Annotated in this window: 7 protein-coding genes; 1 reads left to right on the forward strand and 6 read right to left on the reverse strand. The window is 56.0% G+C overall.

Going from position 1 to position 14,352, the window contains the following annotated elements; genetic code table 11:
* Positions 1-55: 55 nt before the first annotated feature.
* Entirely contained in the window at positions 56-1,420 is a 1,365-nt protein-coding gene (locus tag K7J14_RS13725) for a tetratricopeptide repeat protein (RefSeq protein ID WP_230757517.1), read from the forward strand.
* Here the strand turns inward: K7J14_RS13725 and rsmG are convergent.
* From rsmG to K7J14_RS13755, 6 genes are all read right to left on the reverse strand, one after another.
* Positions 1,383-2,183: a 16S rRNA (guanine(527)-N(7))-methyltransferase RsmG gene (rsmG, locus tag K7J14_RS13730; protein WP_230757527.1), complete on the reverse strand. Its 801-nt coding sequence runs from the start codon at positions 2,181-2,183 to the stop codon at positions 1,383-1,385. The two genes, K7J14_RS13725 and rsmG, sit on opposite strands and share 38 nt — an antisense overlap.
* Positions 2,183-4,627, reverse strand: coding sequence for a helix-hairpin-helix domain-containing protein (locus K7J14_RS13735; protein ID WP_230757532.1), 2,445 nt, complete (start codon positions 4,625-4,627; stop codon positions 2,183-2,185). Before K7J14_RS13735 ends, rsmG begins: the two co-directional genes overlap by 1 nt.
* 254 nt (positions 4,628-4,881) lie before the next feature.
* Positions 4,882-7,689: an autotransporter outer membrane beta-barrel domain-containing protein gene (locus tag K7J14_RS13740; protein WP_230757534.1), complete on the reverse strand. Its 2,808-nt coding sequence runs from the start codon at positions 7,687-7,689 to the stop codon at positions 4,882-4,884.
* 9 nt (positions 7,690-7,698) lie between these two features.
* On the reverse strand, positions 7,699-9,801 hold the full coding sequence (locus tag K7J14_RS13745) for a hypothetical protein (protein ID WP_230757536.1): 2,103 nt from the start codon (positions 9,799-9,801) through the stop codon (positions 7,699-7,701).
* An 82-nt stretch (positions 9,802-9,883) separates the two neighbouring features.
* Entirely contained in the window at positions 9,884-12,433 is a 2,550-nt protein-coding gene (locus K7J14_RS13750; RefSeq protein ID WP_230757538.1) for an InlB B-repeat-containing protein, read from the reverse strand.
* 35 nt (positions 12,434-12,468) lie between these two features.
* On the reverse strand, positions 12,469-14,346 hold the full coding sequence (locus K7J14_RS13755) for a hypothetical protein (protein ID WP_230757539.1): 1,878 nt from the start codon (positions 14,344-14,346) through the stop codon (positions 12,469-12,471).
* Positions 14,347-14,352 lie beyond the last annotated feature (6 nt).

The following is a 14,352-nucleotide window of genomic DNA, read 5'->3' on the forward strand; positions in this document are numbered from 1 at the left end:
CTTGTCAACGCAGATTGTTGACAGCCCTTTGGATGCCAATCATAATGTACTATATATGAATCAAGGCATCACAATTCTGACGATAATAATCGTTCTCGCCCTGTCCGTTCTTCTTCTTTCGCTGTTAACCAGGAAAAAAGACGCCAAGGGCCCGAAAAAACCCAGGCAAAAGGATCGCTCGACGATTATCCGCGACGCTACGCGACGTCTGAGCCAGAATCCCAGAGATCCTGAGGGTCTTTCAGCGATGGGATCGATTCACTACCAGGATCAGAATTGGGAAAAAGCCTACGCCGCCTACGAAATACTCGTGGACCTCTCTTCCGGGCATCCGAAGCTGGACGAGTTCGAGTGCGCGCTCAGGTTCGGCGTTTCCGCGATTAAAACCAACCGCCTGCAGGAAGCCACCAAGGGATTCCTCCTCGCAAGAAAGCTCAAGCCGAATCATTTCGAAGTAAATTACAACCTCGGCTACATCTGCTACATGCAGAAGGATTACGAAAAGGCCGTGCCTTTTCTGAAGCAGTCTCTTCTCGCCGATACCGAAAACATTCTGGCCCAGCGCTACATGGGTTTCGCCCTGCATAAAAGCCACCGATACCGGGACGCCCTCGCGTATCTTAAAAAAGCGCTCGATCTCCAGCCGGACGACAAGGACGCCCTCTTCGCGATGGCCGAATGCTTGTTCGAATCGGGAGCCCTGGACCGCGCGCTGAAGATATTCAGCCACCTCAGGCCCGATCCGGTGCTCGGCCCGCAGTCCGCTCTCTATTCGGGCATTATTCACGCCCAGACGAACCAGGCAGAAAAAGCCGTCACCGACTTTGAAATCGGCCTCAAGCACGAGAACATCCCGCAAGACATCCAGAACGACCTCCGCTACAAGCTCGCGGTTACCTGCATCAAGCTGCAGGATATCGGAAAGGCGCTCGGAGTTCTCAAAGACATCCAGAAGACGACTCCGGGATACAAGGACGTGCCGGCCCTCATCGTGCGCTATCAGGAGCTGAACCAGAACAAGAACCTCCAGGTGTTCCTGTTGGCCGTGCAAAGCGAATTCATCGCCCTGTGCAGAAAGATAGTCGTCCAGTTCTTCCCGGGAGCGAAGGTGAAAATCACCGACATTTCGATGTTCGCGGACTATGCCGACATAGTCGCCGAAATCGATACGCCGAAATGGTCTGATGTGGTAATTTTCCGCTTTTTCAGGTCTCAGGGAGCGGTGGGAGAACTCCTGCTCCGCGACTTCCACGGCCGCATCAAGGACCTCAAGGCAGGAAAGGGCATCTGCCTTTCAGCCGGGGTGTTCACCGAGGAATCGCGGCGATTTACCGAAGGGAGGCCCGTGGACCTCTACGACAAGGACAGATTGAACAAAATTCTTAATTCAGTGGATTCAGGGATGGCCTTGAAGGTATAACGACCAGATTCCGCTCTTCATGCTCCAGGAAAGGCGCCGCAACAGGATGGACAGACCATCCTTCGGCGTCTTTTTCTATTTGAGACATTTCTTCGCGTATTTTTTCCTTTCGAGCCTTCCACGCGGCAAGGCAGCCTCCCGCGCGCACAAGGGCAAGCAAGGAACGAAGCATCGGCCGCTCGAGCGGGCGGAAAGCCCGGAACGCGACCACCTGATACGCCGCCGCCGGAGCGTTCTCCACCTCGGCGTTCAGTACTTCGACATTCTTGAGGCCGAGCACCGCGCGGCAGTTTTCAAGAAAGGCGCATCTCTTGCTCATCCGCTCGACCAGAGACACCCGTACATCAGGGAAAAGCATGGCGAGCGGAATGCCCGGGAAACCGGCCCCGGAACCCACATCGGCGAGGTTCGGCGGCGCCGATGCATCGGCCGCTTCGAGCGGTCTCCGCAGCAGATCGGCTATATACTTCCACGGCGCAAGGCTATCGAGAATATGGCGCACGACAAGGTCGCACCTGCCCTCCTCCGTTCCCGGCGCCGCTCCGACCAGATCGAACACGGAATTGAAAAGTTCAAGCTCCCTGATGTACGACTGTATGAGCGGAATAAGCGTATTGCTCCCGCGGATAGTCCCTAGCCGTGGATCGGAAGAATCATCTTCCGCGATTCCCAGCATGGAAAGGCCCCGCGACAGCAGCTCGGCGGACGGATGCGGAAAAACCGGCAAAGGCCGGTCTTTCCGCGCGGCAGGCTTTTTAACCATTATTTCTTGCGGTCCTTCAATAAGGCGGCGAAGGGATTGTACGTCATGCCGTCGTCGTTCTGCGCGGCAGGCGCGCCCTTGTCGGGGCGACCGCCGCGGTAGCCCTGAGCCGGGCGGTCGTCGCGGGAAGAAGCTCCGCGGCCCGAGTATCCGCCTGCGGGAGAGCCCTGCGCGCCGCCGTCGGCCTTTTTCGCTACCAGGACGCGGCGGGCGCCGTCTGCGCCTGCCGGGCGGGGAGCGGACGCGTCCCTGCCGCCCTCGCGGGAAGGCGAAGCGGAACCGTTTTTGCCGGCGCCCGCGGTCTTGCAGCTCAGGCTGATGCGCCTGCGGTCCAGATCGAGCCCGATGATACGGCATTCCTTCACATCGCCGACCTTCACCACTTCCATCGGATCCTTGACGAAATGATCGCTCATCTCCGAAAGATGGAGAAGCGCGGTTTCCTTGAGGCCGATATCCACGAATGCGCCGAAATCGACGACGTTCTTGATCTTGCCGGTGACCGTCATGCCCTCTTTCAAGTCCTCGAAAGAAAGCACTCCCTTCTGCATGATCGGCTTCGGATAGCCGTCGCGGGGATCGCGGTTCGGTTTTTTCAGCTCGTCTATGATATCCGCGACTGTCTGGTCGCCGAGCTTGAATTTTTCCTTGAGCTCTGAACGAATCTCGCGGGCGACCTCGTCCTTTCGCTGTACGATCTCGTACACCACGCGGGCGGCGTCGTAGTTCTCGGGATGCACCCAGCTATTGTCCAGGGGATCGGCGCTCTCCGGAATCTTGAGGAAGCCGGCGCACTGCTCGAAGCTCTTCGGTCCCATTCCCGGCACCTTCATCAAATCCTGGCGGCTCGTGATCTTGCCGGTGGACTCGCGGTAGGCCACGATCTTTTTAGCGAGCGACCCGTTGATTCCCGACACGTACTTGAGCAGCGAGAAGCTTGCGGTGTTCAGGTTCACGCCGACGTTGTTGACGACCGAGCCGACGACCTCGTCGAGCGTTTCAGACAGTTTTTTCTGGTTCACGTCGTGCTGATAGAGGCCTACTCCGATCGACTTCGGATCGATTTTAACGAGCTCCGCCAGGGGATCCTGGAGGCGGCGGCCGATGGAAATGGCTCCGCGGATGGTCAAATCGAGTTCCGGGAATTCCTCGCGCGCGATGTCGCTCGCCGAATACACCGAAGCTCCGTCCTCGTCCACGACAGTATACAAAACGGAGGGGCAGTGCTCGTTGATCACCTTGGACACGATCTCCTGCACCTCCCTGGTTCCGGTGCCGTTTCCGATCGCGACCAGCTGGACATCGAACTCCTTGATCGCGCGGAGAATCGCCGCCTCGGCCTCGGCGGGCTTATGCTGGTAAATCATGAAATAGCCCAGATACTTGCCGGTGGAATCGAGGGCGGCGCACTTGGTGCCGGTCCTGATTCCCGGGTCCACGCCGAGAATACGGGTTCCCTTGATCGGCTGCTGCATGAGCAGGTTCTTCAGGTTCTCGCTGAACACGCTGATTCCGTGATCGTCCGCCTGCTCCGAAAGATCAGAGCGAATTTCGCGCACGACGGCGGGAGACAGGATGCGGACGAGTCCGTCGGCGACCGCTTCCTTATGATACCGGTTGTTGATCGCGTATTTTTCTTCGACAATCTCGATAGCCGAATCCACGTCCACGTCGATCTTCACGTCGAGCGCCTTGTCTCGCTCTCCGCGGTTGATCGCGAGCACTCGGTGCGGCTTGATCTGGTTGAGCGGCTCCTTATAATCCCAATACATCTGATAGACGCTGGTCTTCTGGGCATTTTCGTCGCCCACGCCGGTTACCACGAACTGGCCGCTCTTCATGTGCCAGGAGCGCACGTCGGCGCGGTTTTCCGGGTCCTGCGCCACGCGTTCGGCGATGATGTCCATCGCCCCGTGGATCGCCTCTTCCGCGGAACCTACGGACAATTCGGCGTTCTCTTCGTCGGTCTTCACATACGACTTGGCGGCGGCTTCCACAGCTGCCGCGTCCTCTTTTTCCATAAGGTCGGCCAGCGGCTCCAAGCCTCGCTCGATCGCGAGCATTCCGCGGGTTTTCTTCTTCTTTTTGAAGGGGGCCCAGAGGTCTTCAAGCTCCGTGAGGGTGGAAGCCTTCATCACGTTGTTGTACAACAGGTCGGACAGCTTTCCCTGGCCGAAAATGCCTTTCACGATCTCGATGCGCCGGGTTTCAAGATTCTGATAGCTCTTGAACAGGTGATCGCAATCCCGAACCTGGACCTCGTCCAGCGAACCGTGCCGCTCCTTGCGGTAGCGGGAAATAAAGGGGATTGTGCATCCTTCGGCGACGAGCGAAACGACTGCGGAAACCTGCGCGGGCTGAATCTTCAGCTCTTCGGCGATCCGCTTCAAAAGGGCAACCTCGTTCACGACGAGGGCGTCAATCTGTTCCTGGGTAAATTCCATAATCCCGAATAATACCGCAAAAAGGAGGAGGGGGGCAAGAAGAATTCGATGCGGCTTCCGTAAAACGAACGGGCCGCTCTACAGAGCGGTCGAAAAGCCCGCGTGCCCGCCCTGTCTGCATCCGTCTTTCACTATACCTACCGGTAGGTATAGTGAAATCCGTATTCCGCCACCCCCTGGAGCGCAAAAAAAGCCGCCGGAAAGGCGGCTCCTTCGAGCGGCCCTCCCGACGGCGATTATGCCGATCGGCTACATCAATTCGGCATCCATATGTTCGGGAACTGCCCTTCCGCCGTATTTCCGGTGCAAGACGCATTGAAGGATCCGTAACTATCGGTCAAACTGCCGGCATCTTCGAAATACGCTCCGCCGCCTTCCAGTCCCGCGGTATTCTCAGTGATCGAATACGAATCCGAAGTCAGCACGGACAGCGTTCCTCCCGTCTCGACGAATACCCCGCCTCCGTACGCGGAAACGGTATTCCCGGCAATAGACGCCGCACCGGAAATCGACATTGAGTTTTGCGCGGTTACATAGACTCCGCCGCCGTTGAGGGCAGAATTATCGTCTCCTGTCGTTGAAGAGCCGATATTTCCGGACAGTAAATTAAGCGTCGACGATGAAAAACTCGCCGAATCATACTCCAGATATACCGCGCCGCCGTTCCCGTTGGGAGCTGAACAGCCTTTAATGCCGCCGCCTGACAACATCGCAGTTCCGCCTTTCACCAGCAAACCGCCCCCGTTCCCGGCAGTATTGCTGTTGTTCCGTACAAACGCGCCCGTATTAAGCGACACTGTGCCGTTAAACATGACGGAAACCAGAGGATAGGCAGATGAAGTTTGAACTGCGGAACCGATAAATACATCCGACAGATTCAGATATCCGTTGCCGGAAACGGTAATGAGCGAACCTGTTAAAGTCCCGTTCGGATATATCGTGCGAGGGGTCAGGGGATTTAGCGAGTTGATGGATACCGTGCGGGCAACAGTGAGCGGGCTAGAGACCGGGATGTCCTCAACCAGGTAGATCGTGTACACGTTAACGGCATTCAAGGCGTCTTCCAGCGAACAGGGGTAATCTTCGCTGGAGCCGTCGCCTATGCGGGTAGAGGCGACATAGGCTTCATACGAGGAAATCCAGCTTCCGTACAGCGCAAAGTTCTCTGTTCCGGCTGTCGCCGCGGTATTACTGGCGAAGTACGGCAAAGAAGCCGAATATCCGTACAACGAGGACCCGGCGGCCAGATACACGCCTCCGCCTTCTCCGGTTGCGGTATTGCCGGAAATCGCGTCGCCGGGATTCATCTGAAGATAGAGGTTAGCGCCGGAAGCCGCGTAGACCGCGCCGCCGTTCGCCGCGGTACAACCGGTGATAGACCCGCCATTGACGGTCATATTTCCTCCGGACAGGTACACAGCGCCGCCGTTGCCGGACGTGTTGGTCGAATTTCGTATCAGCGAGTCCGACAAGAGCCCGAACGAAGCGCCCGATGACACGCTGACCAAGCTCGCCGTGCGGCTCAATCCAGCACCGTCGAGGATGACGTTCGTCATCATAAGCGACGGATAATTATATGTTACGGGATCCTGCGCGACAGTCAGGAAGGGAGAGGTTGTTCCGGTATACGTAATCACCGCCCTCGAGTCTTCCGCATAATTCGTCAGCATCGAAAGAATAGTGGCGTTTGCGCTGAGGGCATAGGAAGCCGAAGTCGTCACGGATTCGGTCAGGTATATCATAACCATGCCGCTGGTTTCGGTGGATAAGGCGGCTGAGGCAAGCGCGGAGTCGAGCGTACAGAGATTTGCTATATCGGATCCGCTTCCATCGCCCTTCGCGGCCGCTCCGACATAGTAATACACCGTCAAATTCGGAGCGAGATATTCATCGCTCAAATTGAGAACTCCGGTATCGTTAGAAGATACCAGGCGCATATATCCGAACATATATGCGCTTTCGAAGCTATAATCGCCGTAGGACGCTTTGATGACTGAATAGTCCGATACGGAGGACACATCGACGATCGAAGAGAGAGAGTCGTCCTTATCGATCAGAGCCGCGACGAAATACGGCGTGTTCTTCTGAGTCGCGTAAGGGGCGCCTGTTCCCGGAACTATCAATGAAACAGAGCCGGCTCCCATCGCGTCCAGAGTCGCTACCCCGACGGCATCAGGAACGAGGCTGGCGATATCCGGGCCGGATTGGCCGGACTGCCAGGCTAAATACGAATCGCGGGAAAGGACCTTCACGAATAAACGCTTCCCCCCGATCGAAGTTGCCGTTTCGTTCGGCATATACACGGCAGTGCCGCTTCCGCCCGCCAAACCGAAAAGCCCTTTCGTGATTCTATCGTCGTAAATCTTTACGATCGTGTCGGGGATGAACGGACGATACGAACCGCTGACCGAATCCAGATATCTCGCTTCCAACCTATAGTCCCCGCTGGCAAGACTGGTATTGTACAGGGAAACATAGGGGTTTCCGGAGGGATCTGTCATGGCCGACGGCGTAGGAATCTCTACAGCTGTTCCGGTATCGATACTGGTCAGGGTAATGGACCATTCAGTCAGCGAAGGATCGAACGGCAGATTATAGGCAGCGATTTCAAAGGAACCGGTTCCTCCGACGGTCCGAGTCGGCGTTACGGTTACAGGCACCGTATTCACGCCGGTAGTTAAATCCAAAGTAACCGCGTACGGCCCATGCTGACGGCCCTCGTAATCCATGCAGGTCACGGAGATTATATAGGCAATATCCGGGGCAATCTCATCGAAGACAAACTCCGAAAGCGGCGTACCGTACCGGGTATAGGATTCCATAGTATTTAACGCAACCGTCAATTTCACTTCTACGGAGGAAATATCCTTGGCCAGCATTACCGGCCTGATAGACCGTCCGCTCGTCTCAGCGGAAGCGAAGTCTATTTTCACCGCTACTGTTTTTCCGTCGTTGCCGGCCTGGACGCTTTCCGTCTTCCCGTCAAGAACAGGATTGAAGCAGGAGACCAATGAAAACAGCACGGTAAGGGGAAGAAAACGCGATACATTGAGTATTCTCATACGAGTCTCCTAATTCGTCAGAGTAAAGGGAATATACGCCGAGAACCACTCTGTCCCGTCGTATGCTTCCAATGTCAGGTAATTCGCCGATCCGGCGTTGATCCAGCCTGGATACGCGGAAGGAACGATAGAACAGACATTCGTCGTCTGAGCTTCCAACAGATTACCGTTCAATTTCCACACATACGAGGCATATCCCGCAGGCGCCGTTGCCGCGAGGGTTTCCGACTGGGCCAACGTCGCCGAGGAAGGACTCAGAACAGGATCTCCCGCTTCATCGAAGGTTATCGAGAGAGCCACATCAACGGAAGGCACAAACAGAGTCAACATCTCAGGAGATAACCAAACCCGGCCATTCTCGTCGGCCGTCACAGTCAGCATCGATTCCTTGAAAAACTCATAATCTCCCTCATCGGGATCCAATTTAGTCGTATCCGAGAAAAGAACTGAAATATCGGTTATCGAGGAAAAATCGTCATCCATATCGAGGAAACCGCCGATTGCGTACTGTACGTTCGGCGCGAGAAGCAGGGGCGTAAACAAATTGTCGGCAAACGAATAGAGCATTGCGGAGCCGTTTCCGTTCGCGTCGAGGTCCATGAAGCCGGCATGAGACATTGTACCTTCCATAGGTTCCGAATACGGTAAAAGCCAGAAAACCAGCCGGCCTCCGGCTAATGATGCGTTTCCCTTGAACGTAACTGACGAGCTCAGCATAAAGTCGGAAAGGCCGACGGGGATGACGCCGGATGAATCGGGCGTTTTCAGTATCATGCCGTTCATTTCGCTATCGGTAACCCAATCTCCGATCATCGGTTCAAACGATGAATAATCGCCGTTCAACGCTATGAAATCCTGCAGAGTCATAGAATCGAAACGGCCGGCCATGTCGACCATAGCAGAAAGATAGTAGCTTTTGGCAGGGTCTATTACAGCTGGCGAACCGGTAAGCGCGTCGAACAGGGGGATGGATGCGGTGCCGTCCAAGGCTACCGCTGCGAAACCGATCGACAGCGTATCGGTCGGCAACTGTCCCGTGTAATCTTCCGGGAGAGACGCGAGCCACGTTTCGAAGACGGATTGTTCAATGGCGGAAACATAGACCTTCTTTCCAACCCAGTCAGGGCTGCCGGAAACCAGCATCGAACCGGATGCCGGAACATCGGTCGAAGTCAAATCGATTGTGATGCGCATATCGCCTGAATACTCGACATATAGATAGAAGGGTGAGCCGTCGGCGCTAATGCCGAATTTATCGATGCGGGAGGCGGTAACGCTTTCCAGCGCGGAAGAAGAGGTGTTTATCGAACCCAGCATCTTTCCGTCGAAACCGTAAACAGCTGTAAACCCGACCGAGCACGACGCTCCGACTACTTCGGGATTCGGCGCAAAGGTAATTTCCGCCTGGGCAGTCTCCGGCTTGACGGAATACAAGCCCTCCAGGCGGTAAAACTCTCTGGCGAGCGAAGGCGCGGAGGCGGTAATAGATGAAGCATCGGGATAAAAGATTGAACGGTCTTCGGATATGACGGGGATCAGCGTTTGGGCGAGTTTCGTGGTTTCTCCGGCAATCAGAGAAAACGAGCCGGCGGCGCCGAAGGATACTCTGCCAGCGAACAAGTCGGAAAGACCGTCCATTATCAGTTGAATTTCTTCAGATATATCGGGCTCCGTTTCCTTATCCGCAGAAGCCGCGAGAATAGCTCCCATGATTTCATCGCTTGAGAATACATCCTTTGCGGTGATTGTTTCTCCGGCGTATGTAAAGGATTTCGTCAAATCCAGCGCCGAGGAAGCATGCAAAAGAATTGCGCCTTTGTAGGCGCCGGCAGGAAGTTCCTGGGTAGTAAATTCTTTCCCGAAAGCTACTTTATATGGACCGTAAAACCTGGCGACCGATTCAGCAGGACCTCCTAAGGTTTTTATGTAGAGGAAGCCGTCTCCCCGGGCTATGGCACGGTCGTTTGCCGCCGGGGCGGGACCGAGACGGACGGAGACAACCGGAAGATTGGACTTCCAGGAGGGCTCCAGGCCGAACTGGCACGAAATAAAGAACAACGGGACAACACAAAGGAATAAAGCCGCATGGGCATATTTAGTAACGTTCCTCATGGTACACACCTCGCTACCGTAAGTATACTTCAGATTTTACTCTGTAACAGAGGAGAAAAGGGAATACCATGTAAAAACGTATCTATATCGGCAGCCACTGAGCGTACAGGGGCTTGTCCGTCAAAACATTGACGGTGTCGAATATCCAGGTTTCCGTATATTGAAAGTCGTCGTACCAACCGTCGAAGACATATCCGGGATTCGATACGACGACCGGAGCGACGGCAAACCCGTTCATCGGAACCAGCTGGCAGAGATCCGGCTGATATACCATATCGATATAGAAAGAAACAATGTTGCCCCAAGAAACAGTACTGTACTGACCCGCGATATCGGAAATATTGTTCGCGAAATACCGTAAAACGGGAGTTCTGTCCTCGGTCACGACTCCGTTGATCGATACTGAGGGAAGCGTCTGCGCGTCGTACAGGCCGCCGGCCGTCTGATATGCGTAATTTTCGTTTACGCAGAAATCGCTGAGGTCCGACTGGAAATCTACCGGCGAAAGGGAGTATATCGCTCCGCCGAGAGTAGCCCGATTGCCCAAAATCTGAGTATTCGGCCCTGAAAGCGACAGAGACGACGAAGCGTCTACATACACGCCACCCCCGTTTCCCAGGGTTTCGCAACTCGATATCGACGAATCCACGATTTTGACGCGGCCGCCGCCCACAATGCGGATGGCAAGCCCGTCGACGATATTCGAACCGGAAAGCAAAGATTGGATCGAGGAATTATTCCGCAACGAACAGGACGCCCCGTTTTCGACCAGTAAATACGGATAGGCCATATCGATCTGGTCCGACCACATCGATATGGATGAAAGGGTTAAATCCGCTCCTGCGCCGCTCACCCTGATGGTCGAATCCGCGAAGCCCGTGCTGGACCGACGCAGTTCGGTAGCATATGTCGACCAGAGCGCAACCCGGCCGTTGACGATCAAGGGCGCGGAAAGAGACAACATAGTCATTCCGATGCTGATAAAGGACGGAGTTTCTACGGAAGCGGCGATCGCGTCGGCGAGATACGCTTCTTCATAGATATTATAGACGCGGGCGACCTTCGGAAAAGCAAAGGCGGCGGTGTTCGTCGCGTCGCAAAGCGTTTCCAGCAGAGCCAGGGCGTTAACCGTTGCGACGGCGCCGGGGTCGAGAGCGACGGCCCCTCCCGCCGATGAAGAGCTGTTTCCGGAAAACGAAATCGACGGGAGTTCGGAAAGCTCAAGAATTGCGCCCGAACTCAGCCATATTCCGCCCCCGGAAGACGATGAACAGTTCCTGACGGAACCCGATTCAAGATAGACCAGGCCCGCATTCGCGGAAACTCCGCCTCCATAGGATTCAATAGAAGAACAGTTTGTAATATCTCCGCCGAGCATTTTTACAACCGCGGAAGAGTCCATAACATTAATTCCGCCCACATTTCCCTGGTTGCCGGTGATTACGGATCCGGGACGAAGTTCGAGAACGCCGTAATTTATTGAAACGAGGCCGTTCATTGCTGAATAGACAACCCCGCCGGACTCTGCGGCAACCTCCACATTCTCCAAGGCGACGGTTATCGGAGAGATTTGATTCCCCACGACAAAAAGAGATGTCTCCATATTCATTCCCAGGGAGATTTTCTCCGTGCCGGTCAGGCCGGACACGACCATCGGAGACATCAGGTATACCGTATTGCCGAGAACAATGGAATCAAGAAGAATAATGCGGGCAGGGCGGGCCTGAGTCGCGAGAGGATTGTCGCGCGCGTAGGTAACCGCGGTCTCGAATAAAACGGGAGCGTTCGGCAATACCCCGGAAGAAGCTTCCCCGCCGTTGGACGACACATAGTAGCGCACGGCGGATGAATACAGCTGTTCTGTATTATACGAGATCGGCGCACCCGAGACAGTGCCGGAAACGCACCCGTCGTAAATCTCCACGAGAGCGTCGTCGCCGAGGGCGATCCGGCTGCCCAAGCCCGCGACGTACGCTGAAACGGACAGAAGGTAGGTGCCGGACGGGATATTTCCCCAATTTAAGCTGAACGATCCCGATATCGAGTCCCAGGTCCACGGCTCGGAGCCCTGAACCCACGGATAGGGCTCAAGACCGCCGGAAACAACGCGATATAAATCGGGAGAAACAGAGGAGAGCCCGCCGGGATCGGAAAACGTTATATCAAGGATCAGAGATCCGGTTTGTCCGGCCGTTCTGATTCTGTTCACGGAAACCGACAGATTATTCGTTCCGGGGAGCGGAGTTAAAGAAGCGTATCCCGAGGCAGTCGCCAAGGTTCCGGAATACAGGACGACCGAGAAGGTGTACGGAACCATCGGTTCAAGATCGGCGAACTCCATAACCGAGCCCGGGATCGCTTCCTGCACTGAGACTACAGCGCCGAGGGAGTCGCGGACAGTCGCTTCGAGCGTGGTCCACGAGACTGCCGAAAGCGCCGGAGGCCTCAAAACACGGACGGCAGACGACGGAGATTCTCCGCCCGATGCCGAATCCGCCAGCGCGATTTTAACGACAGCCCTGCCGGCTGCGGGAACGACTGCCGATTCGAGATAGGCGCCGAAGCAGGACGAGAAAACCAGCGCGGCGGCAGCCAATGCGGATATGAATAACGCGTTCATCGTTTTTTTCATTTTTCACTCCTCCTCAGGTCACGCGGACCCGGGTTCTACGGCAACAGAGTAAAGGGCAACACGCCAACGGACGCCTCGCTAGAGGAATTTACGGCGGTCAGGATGATTTCGTTTACGCCGCTATTCAAAAGTCCGGGATAGGTCGCCAGGGAGAGCACGCAGGTTTGGGTTGTTCCGATTACCGTTCCGTTCAACGTCCACAGCCAGCTCGTAAATCCGGCCGGACCGGCGAGGGTGGTAGGAGCGGTAACGGAAATCTCGCTCGGACCGGTAATGGTCAGCACGGCAGGATCGATCTCGCTTACAGAAAAGGCGATAGATACCGGTTCGACCGGGACGGCGGTCCACACAGCCCACAAGGCGATGTCGACTCCCGGCGCGCCTGTATATACAGACTTATATGTTGCGTCCGCAGGATACGCGGCAATTCCGGCCGCGGCGTTCGCGGCGGTCGTAGCCCATCCGGCAAACAGGAAGCCGTCTTTCATATATGCGGTATCCGTAACCGGATCGATAGGATAGATAAGCAGGGTTTCTCCCTGAACCGGAACGCTCAGATGATAAAAAGCCGAGGAAGACCCGGCCTCCGGATAACAAAGGAAGGACGAGACGAATCCGGCTTGAGAAGCGTCCACCGAAACGGCAAGATCCCCGCTAACAGAAGAGACTTCAGGGCTCATCCAGATGCTGGAGCCGGCAAGATAGTCGTCAGTCCAGGAGCTGAGCGTTTCGAGAGAAAGATCGGCAGGCCACAGACCCGAGGCATCGATCAGAAGGGTGACGTTATAGGTTTCAGCGTCCACAGGAATCCAGAATTCGCCCGGGGCGATTTTTTGATAGACGGAAAGAAGGAGGGAGCCGTCCGTCCCGACTACGCCAAACCCCGCTCCGCCCGTCAAATCGCCTTCCGGCGCCGTTGTCGGCGAAACATCGACGATGACCTTCTTACCGATGTACGCCGACGCGCCGGCGAGGGTAATCCGCGCCGAAGCTGTCGGGTCGACAGGATCCACAGGGTCGACAGGATCCACAGGGTCGACAGGATCTACAGCCGGAACCTGCGTTGCATCCAGGCGGAACCATCCGGCGGCGGCTGAATCCCAGGCACAGCCGAGATAGAAGGAGGCCGTGCCGGAAGCATCCCAACCTGCGTCGGAGGAAGTCCAGGAATAGGAGGAGTCAGTCTCCCCTGAGCGCGGAATATCGACGACAAAGCGCCCGGAGGAATCATAGAGCTTGAGGACGGCGGGGGCGAAGCTTTCGCCGGCGGAACTTTCATTCTGGAAGGAGGCGTCGAGTCTAATCGCGCTCAGCCCGGTCGCTTCAAATCCGGAACCGAGGTTTTTCAGCTGAATAAACCGGAAAGACAGGGAGGCCTGCTGGGTCTCTTCAAGTGTCGCGAAGAAAGACGAGGAGGCAGGGTCTATGGTCAGGGATGACGGAACGGCAGGAACGAGGGTTGCGCTTACTGAAGCGGTTTGGCCCGCTTCAAGGGTAATGTCGGGTACCGACGCCCAGGAAGCCGAGCCCTGATATTCGGAGGCGAGAGCTGGAGCGAGGTCTTTCAGTTCTATCGATTTTAGCCAGGCTGATGAGACCGGAAGAGCAGAATGCACCAGCACGCAGGACGAATAGCGTCCCGGAGGAATCTGCGTTGTTGTAAAGCGTTCGCCGGGAGCGACCGGCCAGGGGCCCCAGGCCTTCGCGCCGGAGGAGTTGCGCATCTGGATGCTGAGATATCCGGACGAACCGGAAGAGGCGGCCAAGGCCCGCGGGGAGCGTTCCGATCCGGCCGCGCCGAAGACTATGCTTAATTCAGCCCCGCCCTTCCAGGCTGGGTCGAGACCGGCTGTGCAGGACGCCAGCATCACGCCGACCGCCGCGAGAACCATTGCGCATCGTACTTTTTTCATAGGTTC

Source organism: Teretinema zuelzerae (genome assembly GCF_021021555.1).
GTDB lineage: Bacteria > Spirochaetota > Spirochaetia > Treponematales > Treponemataceae > Teretinema > Teretinema zuelzerae.